This window comes from Pseudomonas sp. SB113 (assembly GCF_040754745.1).
Taxonomy (GTDB): domain Bacteria; phylum Pseudomonadota; class Gammaproteobacteria; order Pseudomonadales; family Pseudomonadaceae; genus Aquipseudomonas; species Aquipseudomonas grimontii.
The window spans coordinates 331,785-348,502 of record NZ_JBFMHW010000003.1 but is presented as its reverse complement, the minus strand read 5'-3'; the positions used below and the strand labels follow the sequence as shown (position 1 = coordinate 348,502).

10 protein-coding genes are annotated in these 16,718 nt (G+C 62.0%); 2 read left to right on the top strand and 8 right to left on the bottom strand.

Annotated features, from left to right (window positions below; translation table 11 throughout):
• Positions 1–82: 82 nt before the first annotated feature.
• Complete coding sequence (locus AB1462_RS06270) at positions 83–1,576, top strand: M91 family zinc metallopeptidase (RefSeq protein WP_315336509.1); 1,494 nt, start codon at positions 83–85, stop codon at positions 1,574–1,576.
• Here AB1462_RS06270 and astE read toward each other — a convergent pair.
• From astE to AB1462_RS06235, 7 genes are all read right to left on the bottom strand, one after another.
• The gene (astE, locus tag AB1462_RS06265) at positions 1,573–2,577 is read right to left on the bottom strand and encodes a succinylglutamate desuccinylase (RefSeq protein WP_367246378.1); all 1,005 of its coding nucleotides are present in this window, start codon (positions 2,575–2,577) and stop codon (positions 1,573–1,575) included. The two genes, AB1462_RS06270 and astE, sit on opposite strands and share 4 nt — an antisense overlap.
• Before the next feature lie 11 nt (positions 2,578–2,588).
• Positions 2,589–2,879 (bottom strand): topoisomerase II, encoded by a 291-nt coding sequence (locus AB1462_RS06260; RefSeq protein ID WP_090400450.1) that lies wholly within the window; start codon positions 2,877–2,879, stop codon positions 2,589–2,591.
• 38 nt (positions 2,880–2,917) lie between these two features.
• Complete coding sequence (gene astB, locus AB1462_RS06255) at positions 2,918–4,264, bottom strand: N-succinylarginine dihydrolase (RefSeq protein ID WP_090400451.1); 1,347 nt, start codon at positions 4,262–4,264, stop codon at positions 2,918–2,920.
• Between the two features lie 156 nt (positions 4,265–4,420).
• Complete coding sequence (gene astD / locus AB1462_RS06250; protein ID WP_315336520.1) at positions 4,421–5,890, bottom strand: succinylglutamate-semialdehyde dehydrogenase; 1,470 nt, start codon at positions 5,888–5,890, stop codon at positions 4,421–4,423.
• Entirely contained in the window at positions 5,887–6,912 is a 1,026-nt protein-coding gene (gene astA, locus AB1462_RS06245) for an arginine N-succinyltransferase (protein ID WP_367246376.1), read from the bottom strand. The genes astD and astA overlap by 4 nt, the downstream gene beginning before the upstream one ends.
• A gap of 52 nt (positions 6,913–6,964) precedes the next feature.
• Positions 6,965–7,984 carry an arginine/ornithine succinyltransferase subunit alpha gene (aruF, locus tag AB1462_RS06240; RefSeq protein WP_090400453.1) on the bottom strand — a complete coding sequence of 340 codons (1,020 nt, stop codon included), beginning with the start codon at positions 7,982–7,984 and terminating at the stop codon, positions 6,965–6,967.
• A 195-nt stretch (positions 7,985–8,179) separates the two neighbouring features.
• Complete coding sequence (locus AB1462_RS06235) at positions 8,180–9,400, bottom strand: aspartate aminotransferase family protein (RefSeq protein WP_090400454.1); 1,221 nt, start codon at positions 9,398–9,400, stop codon at positions 8,180–8,182.
• Positions 9,401–9,700: 300 nt separating this feature from the next.
• Between AB1462_RS06235 and AB1462_RS06230 the strand changes: the two genes are divergently transcribed.
• The gene (locus AB1462_RS06230) at positions 9,701–15,625 is read left to right on the top strand and encodes a DUF6543 domain-containing protein (RefSeq protein WP_367246374.1); all 5,925 of its coding nucleotides are present in this window, start codon (positions 9,701–9,703) and stop codon (positions 15,623–15,625) included.
• Positions 15,626–15,643: 18 nt separating this feature from the next.
• Here the strand turns inward: AB1462_RS06230 and argR are convergent, their stop codons facing one another.
• Entirely contained in the window at positions 15,644–16,624 is a 981-nt protein-coding gene (argR, locus tag AB1462_RS06225) for a transcriptional regulator ArgR (protein WP_090400456.1), read from the bottom strand.
• Positions 16,625–16,718 lie beyond the last annotated feature (94 nt).

The following is a 16,718-nucleotide window of genomic DNA, read 5'->3' as shown; positions in this document are numbered from 1 at the left end:
GTGTATATCTACCGCCTGGACCACGCCCACCTCTTATTAAGTAAGGACCTCAATCCTTGCCTGAAACCAGAGGTCACGCGACATGAATTCAACGCCCACCCTTCATCCCCCCAGAAACGCCGACGGCACCTACGTCATTGACGCGAACACCCTGACTGGCAACCCCCGCTACGATCAAATGGGCGAGCGCCCCGGCGGGTCGGACCTTATCGAAGTACATAGAATCCTTGAAGACGAGAATGTGCGGATCGAGCGCAAGCTGTTCAAGGTCGAAGGCGTCGATCAGCTGTGCATCACCACCTTCGACCAGCCTGACACGGTGAACATCTTCGCCACGTCCCCGCCTGCGGGTGCGTTATCGACGCTGACCGTGCAGATCAACCAGCCGCGCTACGAAATCACCCTGAACTGGCGCACCCAGACCTTGGTGCTCAATACCCAGGGTGGCAATGACCGTATCCACCTTGACGATGACGTGATCGTGCCGGTGTTTGTCCTCAGCGGCGCCGGGGATGATCGCGTGCTCAGCGCCGCCAAGAACGCCAGCCTGGATACCGGGCCGGGAAATGACTTCATCTCGGCCATCAACGGCCGCTGCCACATCGAGGCAGGCGAAGGCGACGATGAAGTCCACGGGTACCAGGATATCCACATGACGGTGTACGGCGGTCCCGGCAATGACGACATCAGCGGTGGCCGCGGTTCAAGCTATATCGATGGGGGCACAGGGAATGATCATATTGTGGGCGGCGCAGGGCACAACATTCTCATCGGTGCGGGCGGCAACGACCGGATCAAGGCCGGGCCCGGCAGCAATGTGATTTACACCGGCGATGGCCTCAACGATGTGACCGGCCTCAAGGCCAACGACATCACTTACTTCAACGTGAAAAGCAACCTCACGGTGGATTGCGCCCTGTTCATGCACCCGGGCATTCCCGAAGACTTGCCTGCCGGCGTACTGGCTTCCCATGCAATCCATCTCGAACCCAAGGCCGTGGCTCACAGTGGAATTGCCATCCAAGGCGGCGCGCAATTCGTGGAGCGGGTCAACGACGACTTGCGCTTTCTGCTCAGCTCCCCCACCGGTCAACGGCTGCTGGTTGAGTTGGAGCAGGCCGCCCAGGTCAGCGGGCAACCGGTCACAATCCATGAGTTTTACCCCGAACCCAACGGGTTGTTCGTGCCAGACCAGAACACCGCCGATTTGTCCTACATCCAAAACGGTAAGCGGGGAAGTCCGTCCTACGGTGGCAAAATCTGGTACAACACCACCGATATCGTCCCGGGAACGCCCAGTGTGATCAACCTGTTCCATGAACTTTGCCATGCCTACAATTCCATCAGCGGCACCAAGCTGGAGGGTATGAGCCCGGATGGCATTGACGGTAACAAGCCGCGAAACCCGATACCCAACTCGGAACTGCAAGCGGTCGGCCTGCCGACGACGGCCCCGCCCTTCGACTTTGACGCAGACCCCACCACCCCAAGCACCAACACCAACCCGCACGCGTTCAGTGAAAACGGGCTACGCCAGGAGCTAGGGCTGCCCCTGCGCAAGCAGTACGCGCTCTAGGCCAGACCCTGCTCGGTGGTCGGCACTATCAGGATGCCTGCCCGCAAACCATTCCTCACCTTGGGGTTAGGGAAGATGATGCGCGCGCCCTCCTCCTCGATCACCCAGCGGGTCTTGGCGACATCTTCGGCCAGCAGGTAACCCTTGGCCAACGGTGAAAAGTTCTCCACGTCCGGCGGCAGGTGCATCAGGAACCCGTCACTGTGCTTGATGACTTCACGGGAGACGGCGAACAGTTGCAGGCCATCGAGGCTCTCGGTGGCCGGCTCAGTGCCTTCGATGATCTGCTTCAGGCGCGTTTCCAGGCGGGACACGTCCACCCCCTGGTTCTGCCCGAACGGCCGCGCCTTGCCCAACTCCAGGGTGAAGGCCTCGGCGTCCAGTTGCTCGTAGGTAAATGCCGAGAAGGTGATCGAGGCCTTGTTCTGCAGCAGCACCGCTTGCATGCCGGCAGCGTTCAGGCGCGCCAGCTCGTGGCGCGAGTGCTGGCGCCCCTCCTTCCAGGGGTACAGCGCAAACTGCTCGATCTTCGAGCCGCGAATGGCGGTGTGCAGGTCGTAATGCAGGCGCGAACGGCCAGGCTGGCTGAAGAAGCTGCGGGCCAACTGTTCAAGCTCGGCGGCGCGCATGGCTTCGGGGCCGATGTTTTTTTCGTGACGGCCGTTGAACAGCCGGTTGATGTCCAGTTCAAGGTAACGCTCGCCGCGGCGCATGGCCTCGGGGTTGCCGAACAGGAACAGAATACGGGTGCGGGGCTTGACCTCCCCACGGGCGATGCCATGCAACAGGCGGTCGAGCAATTCGATCGGCGCGGTTTCGTTGCCATGGATGCCGGACGACAGCAGCAGGTCGCGGCCATTGTCCGTTGCTTGCGGCGGGCGCACTTCGAGTGCGCCCTCGCTGAGCCAGCGCATCTGCACGCCGTCGACAGTCAGTTGAATTTTTTGCGCCGGTTCGCGACCGGCGAGGGTCAGTTCAAGCAGTTTGCCAAGGGCGAGCATACGCAGCTTCCTTAGTGGTTGCAGCCTGGGCCGTGGACGTGATCGTCGTCATCACCGTCAACGTCGGCCGGTTCCATTTCCAGCTGCAGGCTCATCAGGTTGGTGGCCAGTGGGCGCATCAGCAGGTTGGCGTATTCGGAGTCGCCTTCTTCCACGTCCACGCCGATCAGCAGTTGGCCACGGCCGTCGTGCTGGATCCAGATTTCCTTGCCCTGCCAGACCACGGCGACGCGGGTGCAGGAGGTTTCCAGCTGGGTGCCGTCGGTGTCTTCAAGGATCAGTTGCAGGGTGTCGGTGGTCATAAATAATTCTCAGCCATAGGGTGTAAAAAGAGGTGGCGTTAATTGATCTGGAAAGGATAAACCGAGCCCAGTTTAAGGATTTGCGTCAGTTCATCCAGTGCCGTCCGGCACTCAAGCAGCAATTGCGGGTCAGCCAGGTCGGTTTCGCGCAGGCTGTCGCGGTAGTGCTTGTCGACCCATTGGGTCAGTGTGTCGTACAACGGCGCGGTCATGATAACCCCTGGGTTCACCGCTGCCAGCTCCGTTTCGTTCAGGGCCACACGCAGGCGCAGGCACGCCGGGCCACCGCCGTTTTGCATGCTTTGCTTGAGGTCGAAGACTTTCACTTCGCGGATCAGCCCAGCGGACGCTGTCAGGCCTTGCAGGTAATGCCATACGCGCTCGTTGGCGCGGCATTCTTCCGGCACGATCAGCAGCATCGAGCCGTCGGCGCGGGTCAGCAACTGGCTGTTAAACAGGTAGGAGCGCACCGCGTCCTCGACGCTGACCTGGGCACGCGGCACGCACACCGACTGGAAGTTGCCGCCCAGCGTGCCCAACTTGCCCTGCAACTCGGCCAGCATCTGTTCGGTATTGAGGAACGCATCCTCGTGATAGAACAGCACCTCGCCGTTGCCCACCGCGATCACGTCGTTGTGGAACACGCCGGCATCGATCACCACCGGGTTCTGCTGGGCGTAGACCACGCCTTCATCCTTCAGGCCATGCAGGCGTGCAACGGCCTGGGAGGCTTCCAGGGTCTGGCGCGCCGGGTACTTCTGGGGGGCCGGGTAACGAGGATCGAACGCGCTGCGCCCGAACACGAAAAATTCCACGCCCGCTTCGCCATACTCACGGCAGAAACGCGTGTGGTTGGCCGCGCCTTCGTCGCCGAACTGCGCCACCGCCGGCAACGCGGCGTGGTGGGCAAAATGTTTCTGGTCGGCAAACATCGCCCCCAGCACGCGGCTGGTGGTCGGGTGTTCGATGCTGCGGTGGTATTTGCAGTTGAGGTTGGCGGCGGTGAAATGCACGCGGCCATCGGCGGTGTCGGCGCTTGGGCTGACGGTGGCGGCGTTGGCTACCCACATGCTCGATGCCGAGCAACTGGCGACCAACAACGGCATGGCTTGTTTAGCCGCCTGCTGGATGACCTGGGCGTCGGTGCCACTGAAACCGAGGTTGCGCAACGCCGCTACGTCCGGGCGCTCCTGGGGGGCGAGCACGCCTTGCACAAAGCCCATGTCCATCAGGGCCTTCATTTTCTGCAGGCCCTGCAACGCCGCTTCCTTGGGGTTGGAATGCTGCTGGCTGTTGCTCTGGGATGCGACGTTGCCGAAGGACAAACCGCCGTAGTTATGGGTCGGCCCCACTAGACCGTCAAAATTGACTTCATAGGATTTCATCGGCGAGGCTCCACGAACATCTGTTTTTATAGGCTTCAAATTACTTGAATACACCACTGAACCCCTGTGGGAGAGGGCTTGCCCTCGATAGCAGTGGATCAGTCACCTGATTCATCAACTGACACACCGCCATCGGGAGCAAGCCCCCTCCCACATTTAGATCAGCGTAATGCCGGGGGTTAGCGTGGCCGGGACCACCAGGCTTGGCGTTTCAAGCGACGCCACCGGGTACGCACAATAATCCGCCGCGTAATACGCACTGGCGCGATGGTTGCCCGAAGCCCCTACCCCACCAAATGGCGCGGTGCTCGCGGCGCCGGTCAGCTGTTTGTTCCAGTTGACGATGCCGGCACGGCTTTCCAGCCAGAATTGCTGGTAACGCGCTTCGGAATCGGACAACAAGCCCGCAGCCAGGCCGTACTGGGTGTTGTTGGCTTCGGCAATCGCCGCCGCGAAATCAGCGTAGCGGATCACCTGCAACAGCGGGCCGAACAGTTCTTCGTCTTCGCGCTCGGTCACGCCGGTCACGTCGATAATGCCAGGGGTCAGCAAGGCGGCCTGGTCCTGTGGCTGGGTCATCTCCAACAACGCCACGGCGCCATTGGCCAACATCAGCTCCTGGGCGTCCATCAAGGCTTTCGCCGCTGCCAGGGAAATCACCGAGCCCATGAACGGTGGCGGTTGCTGGTCGAACGCGCCGACTTCAATCGTCGTACTCACCGCCACCAGTCGCGCCAGCAACGCATCGCCCCAGGCGCCTTCCGGCACCAGCAAGCGACGGGCACAGGTGCAACGCTGGCCCGCAGAGATAAACGCCGATTGGATGATGGTGTAGACCGCCGCATCCACGTCGGCCACTTCGTCCACCACCAGTGGGTTGTTGCCGCCCATCTCCAGGGCCAGGATCTTGTCCGGGCGCCCGGAGAACTGCTGGTGCAGATGATTGCCGGTGCGGCTGGAACCGGTGAAGAACAAGCCGTCGATACCAGGGTTGGCGGCCAACGCAATGCCGGTTTCCCGCGCGCCTTGCAGCAGGTTCAACACGCCCGCCGGCAAACCGGCGTCGATCCAGCACTGCACGGTCAGCTCGGCGACTTTCGGGGTCAGCTCGCTGGGTTTGAACAGTACGGTGTTACCCGCCAGCAGCGCCGGGACGATATGCCCGTTGGGCAGGTGCCCCGGGAAGTTGTAGGGACCAAACACCGCCACCACGCCGTGGGGCTTGTGGCGCAATACGGCGGTGGCGTCGCCCAGGGGGCCGCTCTTCTCGCCGGTACGCTCGCGGTAGCTTTGCACCGAGATCGCGATCTTGTTGGCCATGCTGGTGACTTCGGTGGCCGACTCCCACAGCGGCTTGCCGGTCTCTTCGCCGATGCAGCGCGCAATGTCATCGGCGCGGCTTTTCAGGCTCGCGGCGAAGGCTTCCAGCACGCTGATGCGCTCTTCCAGCGGGCGCCGGGCCCAGGCCGGGAACGCCTGGCGCGCGGCCTGCACGGCCGACTCGACCTGCTCGACCGTGGCGCCATTGCCGGCCCACAGCACCTGCTGGGTCACCGGGTTACGCGATTCAAACAGTTCACCCTGGCCAGCCAGCCAGCTACCTGCGATATACAGCGAATTCATTATTTCGACTCCCGAGCAGCAGACAACGGTACGGCACGCACTTGATCACCCACCACCAGTTGCAGGCGCTTGGCGGTTTGCGGATCGACCACCAGCGTGCCTGCCGCCAGGCGCGCCGGTGCGGCGGTGATGCGGCAATCTTCGCGTTTGCGGTTATGGATCAGGAACGGCGTGGCGTCGTCCCCCGGCGTGCCAATGGCCAACACCAGCGACTGGCTGTCGCGCACCGCACGGATCTTGACGGTCTCGCACTCCACCGCCGGGCCAGCGTCGAAAATATCGACGTAGCCCTGGTAGCTGAAACCTTCGCTCTTGAGCATGCTCAGCGCCGGCTCGGTGTCCGGGTGGACCTTGCCGATCACGTTGCGCGCGTCTTCGGAGAGGAAGCAGCTGTACAACGGAAACTTGGGCATCAACTCAGCGATAAATGCCTTGTTGCCCACGCCAGTGAGGTAATCCGCCTGGCTGAATTCCATCTTGAAAAAGTGCCGGCCCAGGCTTTCCCAGAACGGCGAACGCCCGGCGTCGTTGGACACGCCACGCATCTCGGCGATGATCTTGTTGCCAAACAGCTGTGGGAACTCGGCGATAAACAGCAGGCGCGCCTTGGCCAGCATGCGGCCGTTGAGGCCGTTGCGGTAATCGGCATGCAGGAACAACGAGCACAGCTCGGAATTGCCGGTGAGGTCGTTGGCCAGAAACAGCGTCGGAATCTCACGGTAGATATTCAGTTCCTGGGAGGCGCTGACCGTCAGGCCGACCCGGAAGTTGTACCAGGGCTCGCGCAGGCCGACGGCACCGGCGATGGCGGAAATCCCCACGACGCGACCTTCGTCGTTTTCCAGCACGAACAGGTAGTCGGCATCCCCGCGCCCGGCGTCGCCGCGAAAGGTTTTTTCCGCCCAGCCAACCCGATGCGTCAGGCGCTCTTCGTTGGCCGGCAAGGTGGTGAGGCCGGTGCCGGTACTGCGCGCCAGATCAATCAGGGCCGGTAAATCGCTGCTGCGTACGGGACGAACGATCATGCTATCTCCTCAGACGGGCCGCTGTTTGGCAGCCACCCGCGAAACTCTGTGTTTAAACCGCAACCAGTCGTACGCTGGCACCTTCGCCAACGCCCAGCGCTTCGGCCGTTGCCAGGTCCAGGGTCACCGGCTTGCCGGGCGCGTAGTCCAGCTCCAGCATCACCGCGCGGTAATCCTGCAACTGCGCGTTGCTCACCAGGTACTGGCGGCCGACACCCTTGACCATCTCGCCGATCTTCACCGGCACCACGCGGCTCTGGGCGATCGAGCGAATGCCCGAAACCCGTGCGTGCAGCGTTGGGCCGCCGTCGAAGATGTCGATGTAGTGGTCAGTCTCGAAACCTTCGCGCATCAGGATGTCGAAGGTGATCTGCGCACGCGGGTGCACTTGGCCCATGGCTTCCTGGGCTTCGTCCGGCAGCAGCGGCACGTAGATCGGGTAATGCGGCATCAGCTCGGCGAGGAACGTACGGCTTTTCAGCCCGCACAGGCGCTCGGCGGCGGCGTAGTTGAGGTCGAAGAAATTGCGCCCGATGGCGTCCCAGAACGGCGAATCACCGTTCTCGTCGCTGTAGCCGACAATCTCGGTCACCACCGAATCGGCAAAACGCTCGGGGTGGCTGGCGACGAACAACAGGCGGCCACGGGAATTGAGTTCCGACCACGGCGAACCGACCAGCTCAGGCACCACGTAGAAACTGGTAAGCAGGCTGTTGCCGGTGAGGTCGTGGCACTGGGAAAGCACGTGGATCTTGTTATGGATCTTCAGCTCGCGGGAGGCGTGCACGAAGGTCTCGTTACGAAAACTGTAGAAAGGCTCCGAGTAACCGGCCGAGGCGACGATGGCCGAGCAACCGACAAGCTTGCCGGTCTCGGTGTCTTCGAGCACGAAGAAATAGCTTTCTTCACCGTTGAAACTCACCTCGGCCGCGAAGGACGCCTCGCTGGCGGCGATCTTATCGCTCAGGCGTTCAACATCATCCGGCAAGGAGGTGACACCAATCGGGCTGTCCGCAGCCAGACGCTGTACCTCGCCCAGATCAGCCATTTGCGCGGGGCGCATCACCAGCATGGTGTCACTCCTTAACTCGAAAACTCATAGGGAAAATTACCGGACATATCTGGAACAACCATATTCCAATGTGGGAGAGGGCTTGCCCCCGATAGCGGTGCATCAGTCACCGGATGTATCAACTGACAGACTGCTATCGGGGGCAAGCCCCCTCCCACATTTTTGACCCAGTCCGGCCGGCAGAAGGTGTAGTTATCAGGCTTGGGTCAGCGTTTTTACCGCACGTTCGAAGCGATCCAGGCCTTCGTTGATGTCCGCGTCTTCCACCACCAGGCTCGGCGCAAAACGCACCACGTCCGGGCCGGCTTGCAGGATCATCAGGTTTTCTTTCTCGGCCGCGTTGAACACGTCCTTGGCCTTGCCTTTGAACGCATCGCTCAATACGCAACCGATCAGCAGGCCCATACCGCGCACTTCGGTGAAGATGCCGTACTGCTTGCCGATCTGCTCCAGGCGCGCCTTGAACAGCTCGTGCTTGGCGTTGACGCCGGCCAGCACTTCTGGCGTGTTGACCACGTCGATGACCGCTTCGGCCACCGCACACGCCAGCGGGTTACCGCCGTAGGTGGTGCCGTGGGTACCGACCACCAGGTGCTTGGCCAGGTCTTCACGGGTGAGCATCGCCGCGATCGGGAAACCGCCGCCCAGGCTCTTGGCGCTGGTGAGGATGTCGGGCACCACGCCGTAGTGCTGGTAGGCAAACAGGTGGCCGCTGCGGCCCATGCCGGTCTGCACTTCGTCGAACACCAGCAGGGCATTGTTGGCGTCGCACAGTTCGCGGGCGCCTTGCAGGTAAGCCAGTTCGGCCGGCAATACGCCGCCTTCGCCCTGGATCGGTTCCAGCACTACGGCGCAGGTCTTGTCCGACACGGCGGCTTTCAGCGCTTGCAGGTCGTTGTAGGGGACGTGGGTGATGCCGGTGATTTTAGGCCCGAAACCATCGGAGTACTTCGACTGGCCACCGACGTTAACGGTGAACAGGGTACGGCCGTGGAAGCTGTTCAGCGCGGCAATGATCTCGTACTTCTCGCTGCCGAAACGGTCGAACGCCACGCGACGGGCCAGCTTGAACGCGGCCTCGTTGGCTTCGGCGCCGGAGTTGCAGAAGAACACACGCTCGGCAAACGTGGCGTCGATCAGCTTATGGGCCAGGCGCAGGGCCGGCTCATTGGTGAACACGTTGGAGACATGCCACAGCTTGTTGGCCTGTTCGGTCAGCGCACCGACCAACGCCGGGTGGGCGTGGCCCAACACGTTGACCGCGATGCCGCCGGCAAAGTCGATCAGCTCGCGACCCGCCTGGTCCCAGACGCGCGAACCTGCGCCACGCACGGGGATGAATGCGGCAGGTGCGTAGTTGGGAACCATGACCTGGTCGAAATCGGCACGTTGCACCGGGGCTTGCTCAACGGACATCGGAGTCTCCTGAAGAGGAACGCCTGCCTGGAACTGGCGGGCGATGCAGGGATTGTAAGGACAGTTTTCAGAGCGGCCTTGCCGCCAAGCGACAACTTCTTATAGCGCCAACCCGCGTTTTTGGCGGGTTTACGCCAATGCGACAAATAGCGTCGCAATGGCGCAGTTTAAACCGTGCGCACGCGCCGTGGGCAGGCTCATCGTTGGTCGCGTGCAAATTCCCCCCCCTAACTGTGTACCGCCTGCCTCGGCGCCCAAACTGTTTTGCTGCGCGTCCCTAATCCGTCAAGGACCGACCCCATGGCCACTCAGCCAGAAACCACCGTTTTGCCCTACCAAATCCTGAAAAACGCCCTGCCACAATGGCTCGGCAACGCCGCCGCCGACAAACGCACGGCCCTGGCCAACCACGCCCCGGTCTTTGCCGACTGGTACAAAAACACCAGCGAGGCGCAGCACAACCAACTCAAGTACCTCAACAGCCAGGCCTGGACTGCCCAGAACCAGGTAGACAGCGCCATGGCCGAACTTAAAAGCCCCGAGGAATTTGGTGCCGAACGCCTGCAGCAGGCGCTTGCCGAGCGGTACGGGGTCGACGCGAATGTGAGGACCACCTACCTGCAGCTGTATATCCCGCTGACAGTCGCCGGTTTCACGGTCAAGCCCGGCGCGGCGCGGACCTGGTCCGTGTCCTTGCTGGACGCGGCCCTGCACAACTTCGAGCCCTCCGAAGCCCAGGCCGGTGCCTATGAGGCCAGCTCCGGCTTCACCACACAGCCTACGGCGGCCGGGCATTTCGCGCCGCTACCGGCCATCCAGGCAAAAATCAGCATCCCGCAGTTCGCCACACTGTGTCGCCAACTGGACATCGGTGGGCAATACCAACGCTATCTCAACGAATACCTGGGCCGGGACAACCCAGTGGCCAGGGCCAGCCTGCGTTACAAAGTCATCGACAGCCAACTCACCGCACTCAAGCTTGCGCTGTACATGGCCCGGATAAAAAACGACCTGCCCCAGACCGGCTATGACGCCGTGTACAACCTGATCACTGACGTGTCTGCCAACGGCTGCCAGCCCATGCAATGCCATGAGCTGGCGGTCATGTCGACGCGCCTTACCGGCATCGTCGTATTTTGCGAAAACCTGGCGACCAGTCGCGTGGTGCTGCCGGTGATCGTGTACATCCCCGACGATCCGCAGCACCCGGTCAAGCAGTACGCCAGCAGCCAGGCGTTCGTGAGCGCCCTGGTGGAAAAACTGCGCGACCCCGAGTACCAGCGTTTTTTCAGCCGCTTCGTCGACCACCAAGACCTGGGCGCGTTTTTCGCAGGTCTCAACCAGCGCCTCACCCGGGTAACCTGGCACCCGCACACCCCGGGCGACCCCTTGCCCTCATGGCGCGAAACCGCCGTCGAAAAACCCAACCTGCAGTTTCGCCCACTCAAAATCAGCGGCGAGCTGTTTGACCACCTTCACCAAATGAAACTCAGCAAGTTGATCAACGACGCACGCAGCCGGGCCGTGTCCACCGCCAGCGTTGATCAGAAGGCTCGTTGGGAGCGCTGGGCCGTCATCCAGAAAATCGGCAGTACCCTGCTGCAAATTGTCGCCCTCATTGCCATGCCCTTCATCCCGCCATTAGGCGCGCTGATGCTCGGTTACACCGCTTACCAAATGCTCGACGACGCGTTCGAAGGCATTATCGACTGGACCGAGGGCCTGCCCCGCCAAGCGCTCGGGCATGCCATGAGTTTTCTGGAGCAACTGGTCCAGCTAGGCATGTTTGCCGTTGGCGCACCGATTGCCGAAGGGCTGTTGCGGGCGGCGCTGCCGGCCGAGTTATTGCAGTTTATCGACCGCCTCAAACCGGTGACGCGCCCCAGCGGCAAAGCCCGCCTCTGGCAGCCGGACACCGCCGCCTACCGCCATGACCTGACACTGCCGGCGGACGCCAAGCCCAACAAACTGGGCCTGCATCGTCACCGTGGCCAGTCTGTTCTGCGTCTGGGCGATGACCCATATGTGCTGCATACCGACAGCGCGAGCGGTCGCCACGCCCTTCGCCACCCCAACCGAACCGACGCCTATCGCCCCCAGGTCCTGACCAACGGCCAGGGTGCCTGGGTGACGGAACTGGAGCGTCCGCTCAGCTGGGACAGCACCACCCTGATGCGCCGCCTCGGCTACACAACCGACGGCATCAGCGATGCGCGATTGCAGCAGGCTCGCCGCATCAGCGACACCCACGATAACGCCCTGCGTAAAATGCACGTCACCCAGCAGACACCCCCGCCGTTGCTGGCCGACACCCTCAAGCGCATCAAGATCGACCAGCACCTGCAAGACTTCATCCTGCAAATGGGCAGCGACGATCCCGCGCTGTATCAACAGGCCGATCCGCAGCTGCAACTGCAACTGCTGACCAATTACGGGCTGTGGCCAGAGACCAAGACCCTGCGGTTCCTGGATGCAAAGGGCAACACCGCCTGGGAGCTCAAGCGGCCTGACGATGCGGGTGTCGTGCAGATCCACGAAGCGCAATTGAAAAATGGCAACCTGCTGAGCGCCCTCATCGAAAGCCTGGATGAACCCGAGCGTAAAACCTTGCTGAAGGAACCTTTCGGTACCCCGCCTGCGTCTTCGCAAACCCGCGCGAACGTGTTGAGGAAACAACTGGCACGGATAGCCGAGGACAAACGATTTTCACTCTTCGACGCGCACTATCGGGGGCTGGAGCGTGCCCGCGACGCCCGTGTGCAAAAACTGATTGATGCGGCCCCCAATCCCGGCCTGCCCACCAGTGTCGCCGAGGAGATCCTGGCCGACGCCAGTGGCGAGGAGCTGCAGGCGATTGATCAGGCAAAGGTGCCCGCACGCCTCGTCGAGCTGGCCGAATGGGCGCAACACGAAGTACGGACCACGCGCGCCTATGAAGGCCTGTACTTGGACACCGTCGAAAGCCCGGACACCCACCAGCTTGCCCTGAACTCACTGGAAAACCTGCCGGGCTGGCTGGGCAACGTGCGCCTTGAGGTCAGGCAATACAGAATCGATGGCGCGTTACTGGACGCCATCGGGGCTGAAGACGCAGCGATCAAAAGAACGATCATCGCCACCGCACAGGGCGATTACGTCCCGCAAGACCACAGCAGTACATTGTTCGGCCGGACCGATTTCTACACGGCTATTCTCCAGGCGATTCCCGATGCCTCGCGCGATTCGCTGAACATCCATATCGGCCAAGGCCCGCGCCTCCAACAGGCGATTGCCGAGCACGCCATGGACCGTCGGGCGCTGCGCCGTTTGCTCGACGCCAACCCGTCATTCAAGCCGACCTACGACCCCAGCGTCATGCGCTTGCGCGGCGGCATGGAAGGCTACCGTGCCGCCGATGATCCACAACCGGGCCCCAGCGGTGAGCCTTCCCTGCAACAGCGTGCCCACGACCTGTTGCCGTCGCTGTCCGCCGAGCAAATCCGCGACCTGGTGCAAACCCTCGAGCGCCGGCCGGGCGGCGCGCAAGCCACGCTGGTTTCGTTGAAAAACGAATACATGAAAATGGACATGGACCTGGCTGTCTGGGAAGCCAACCCGCCTCGATTCCACCCTGAAACAGAAGCGCCATTGAGTCGCCAGGCGTATGAATATGCCGCGCGCAACCGGGCCCACTGGGCTCGGGAAATCCGCCGGGCGTGGCGCCAGGAAACCGAGGTGGACAATCACTTCGCCCCCCCCACCTCCAACGGGCAAATGCTCAGGCTGCTCACCCCCATCAGCGGCGAACTGCCCAGGCTCAGCGCGCGCTTCGAGCACATTTCGCTGCTGGAGCTGACCGGCGATTACTTGCCGCTGAACGTCAACGCCTTTGTCCAGCAGTTCCCAAGGCTGCGCCAACTGATCATCAGAAAAGTCGCGCTTCAGGAGTTCCCTGGCGCCGTCGCTTCGATGCCTCACTTCAACGAGCTGATCCTGAGCGATTGCAACCTGGCCCTGACCACAGAAGACCAGATGACACTGAGCCGCATGACCCGCTTGATTACCCTGGATCTTTACAACAACCCGCTGCAGCAAGCGCCCAATGTCGAGCACATGCAGAACCTGCAATACCTGGACCTGAGCAACACCGGCATTCGTGAGCTGCCCCGCGGATTACTCAGCCGTACGCACCTGGACCTGGTGCTGCTGCCCAACAATCAGATCCGCGAACTGCCCGACGAGCTGTTCAATTTACCCGCAAGCGCCAGTGATACGTTCGACCTCTCCGGCAACCCCATTTCCCCCCTCTCGCTGGCGCGGGTAAAAACCTACTTTCAAAACACCGGCAAATATTGGGACATCGATGCCGACCCCGCAGACGCGGAGCAGGTCAGGCGGCTTTACCCCAGCTTGAACACCGACGAAGTCAATCGCTTCATCTTCGCCCTGCCTGGCGACCTGCAAGCCGGCAAGGTCGCGCTCAACCGCCTCGAAACCGACTACCAGGGAATGCGCGCAACTTTGCTCGCGTGGGCCAATGACGTCAACGTGAGCGCGGCGGAACGCGTGGCTCGCGACCTCTTGCGCAAGGATATGGAAGCAGGTTGGCGCCAGGAGCTGCCTTTGGCCGAGCATGAAAATGGCACCCCAGCGAGCTATGAGTTGACACTCTCAAGGCCGATCAGCGGCGCCTTGCCCACCCTGCCCACGCCGTTCAAGCATGTCTCTTCCCTGACCCTGCGAGGGGGCGGCGGCCCGTTGCAACCTGCGGCGTTCCTGCAAGCGTTTCCGGCCCTCAAGCGCTTGGCCATCGAGCGCTTCACCCTCACCGAGTTCCCACTCGACATCGCGAAGCTGCAACAATTGAACAGGCTGCGCCTCAACCACAATGCGTTGCGATTGAGCCCCAGCAGCGCCAACACGCTGGCCGGAATGTCACGCCTTGAACACCTGGACCTGAGCGAAAACCCGCTGGGGTTCGCACCCGACACCAGCCGCTTGGCCCAGCTTTCCCATTTGTCATTGCGCAACACGGGACTGACCGAGATTCCCTCCGACCTGCTGTCCACCACGGCACCCGAGCGGCAAGTGGACCTCAGCCACAATGCGATCCAGGAGATTCCCGACGCCGCCTTTGCCTTGCCGGCCCGCCGCATCGCGGGCGTCGACCTGCGCGCCAACCCGCTTTCGCGCCAGGCATTGCGCCAGATAAAAAACCATTACCCCAGCGTCCAGCAGCATTGGATGGCCAGCCCTCCACCTGCCGAGCTGCAAAGGCTCAAGGCGCTTTATCCGAACCTCGCGGACGCCGAGATCGGGCACGTCTACTTCCAATTGCCAGGGGACCTTGATGCGGCTGCCAGCGAAATCATCCAATTGGGTATCGAGTACGAACAGCTGCGTGCCGACCTTCAGGAATGGGCGCTCAACATCCCCCTGCGCGACCCACTGCTGGATGTTGTGCTGGATGCCGGCACCCGCGCCGAAGAGCAGTTGCGGCGCATGCAGTTCAAGACGTTGCTTGAACACTGCTGGCGCCGGGAAATCGAGGTCGACGAATCCGGCACGCCGCCCTACCACACGTACAAACTGGTGTTCCACGCTCAACTATTGGGGGATATGCCTCGACTGAGGGCGCGTTTCGATCACGTGACCCTGATCGAACTGATCGGCGAAGGCAGCAACCTGAATGCCGATGGACTGCTCAGGCGCTTCCCGAACCTGCGGCACCTGATCATCGAGCGCTACACCCTGGCGGATATTCCCGAGCCCATCTTCAGCATGAACGCGCTGCGCGAGCTGGGGCTGCCGGAAAACCGTATCCGCCTGACCCCTCGCAGCGCCGGGCAACTGGCGCAGATGAGCAACCTGGTGTACCTGGACCTGAGCGATAACCCGCTGGGCATAACACCCGATGTACGCAACCTGGCACGCATGCAGACCCTTTACCTGCATAACTGCGGGCTCACCGAAGTCCCCGCGGGCGTGTTTGGCATGACGCAACTGCAGGTGCTGGACTTGAGTGACAACTCGATTGAGCACCTGCACACCGACCTGCTGGAAATGCCGCGGCCCCTCTACGACGATTCCGACCTGAGCGGTAACCCACTGTCCGCGCAAAGCCTTGAGCTGCTGCGTCGCTACTTTCGTCAAACGGGTAATGAACTGGGGGTGGAAGCAGCCATGGAGGATGCACAAGGCAACCCACTGACACCTCCCGGCACGCCACCGCCGATGGAGGAATAAGCCAGGGGCTGTCGACGGCTAGCCGCGCTCGGAGGGTACCGACGACAATTCGAACGGGCTGCTGCTGCGCCGCTGGTTGCGGTCTTCACGCGGCGTGGCGCCGAAGAAGTTGCGGTAGGCGCTGGAGAAGTGCGGCCCCGAGGAGAAGCCGCAGGACAGGCCGATCTGGATGATCGACTTGCTGGTTTGCATCAACATCTGGCGGGCCTTGTTCAGGCGCAGTTCCAGGTAATACTGGCTGGGGACGCGATTGAGGTACTGCTTGAAGATGCGCTCCAGTTGTCGTCGCGACACGCACACGTGCTGGGCAATTTCGTCGGTGGTCAGCGGCTCTTCGATATTGGCTTCCATCAGCAACACCGCCTGGGTCAGCTTCGGATGGCTGGAACCCAGGCGGTTTTGCAGCGGGATGCGCTGGCGCTCGCCGCCCTCGCGGATGCGCTCCACCACCAGTTCTTCCGACACCGCACCGGCCAGTTCGGCACCGTGGTCACGGGCCAGCACCGCCAGCAGCAGGTCGAGTACCGACATGCCACCGCAGGCGGTCAGGCGGTCACGGTCCCAGTCGAACAGATGGCTGGTGGCGATGACCTTGGGGAAACGCTCGGCAAAATCATCCTGCCAACGCCAATGCACAGCGGCGCGGTAGCCGTCGAGCAGGCCGAGCTGCGCCAACGGGTACACACCGGCCGACAATCCGCCGATCACACAACCAGCCCGCACCAGTTGCTTGAGGGCCGTGCTCAGTTGCGAGGCGATCACGGCAGGCGGCTCGTCCGCCAGCAGGAACAGTTTCTGGAAGCCTTCCAGCTTACCGGCCCACGGCTCGCCCGGCAGTTGCCAGGCGCCGTCGGTGGCCGGCTCGGCGAGCAGAAACGACAACTCGTAGACCACCTCCGGATGCACCCGCTGAGCAACGCGCAAGGCCTCCTCAGCCAGCGCAAGCGTGAGTGCTTTTGTGCTGGGCCAAATCAGGAAACCAATTTTATGGGCGGTCATGGAGTGCTATCCGAAGCGAGTAACAGTAATGAAGACAAAGGCCAATGCTAGCCCGTAAACCAACACAAAGCTCAAAAACAACGCAGATCCAAAT

Excerpts from the sequence above, each read along its gene's own strand:
- AB1462_RS06230 (WP_367246374.1), top strand. The coding sequence starts at position 9,701 with ATGGCCACTCAGCCAGAAACCACCGTTTTGCCCTACCAAATCCTGAAA.
- aruF (WP_090400453.1), bottom strand. The coding sequence starts at position 7,984 with ATGCTGGTGATGCGCCCCGCGCAAATGGCTGATCTGGGCGAGGTACAG.
- astB (WP_090400451.1), bottom strand. The coding sequence starts at position 4,264 with ATGAAATCCTATGAAGTCAATTTTGACGGTCTAGTGGGGCCGACCCAT.
- AB1462_RS06270 (WP_315336509.1), top strand. The coding sequence starts at position 83 with ATGAATTCAACGCCCACCCTTCATCCCCCCAGAAACGCCGACGGCACC.
- astE (WP_367246378.1), bottom strand. The coding sequence starts at position 2,577 with ATGCTCGCCCTTGGCAAACTGCTTGAACTGACCCTCGCCGGTCGCGAA.
- argR (WP_090400456.1), bottom strand. The coding sequence starts at position 16,624 with ATGACCGCCCATAAAATTGGTTTCCTGATTTGGCCCAGCACAAAAGCA.
- AB1462_RS06260 (WP_090400450.1), bottom strand. The coding sequence starts at position 2,879 with ATGACCACCGACACCCTGCAACTGATCCTTGAAGACACCGACGGCACC.
- AB1462_RS06235 (WP_090400454.1), bottom strand. The coding sequence starts at position 9,400 with ATGTCCGTTGAGCAAGCCCCGGTGCAACGTGCCGATTTCGACCAGGTC.
- astA (WP_367246376.1), bottom strand. The coding sequence starts at position 6,912 with ATGATCGTTCGTCCCGTACGCAGCAGCGATTTACCGGCCCTGATTGAT.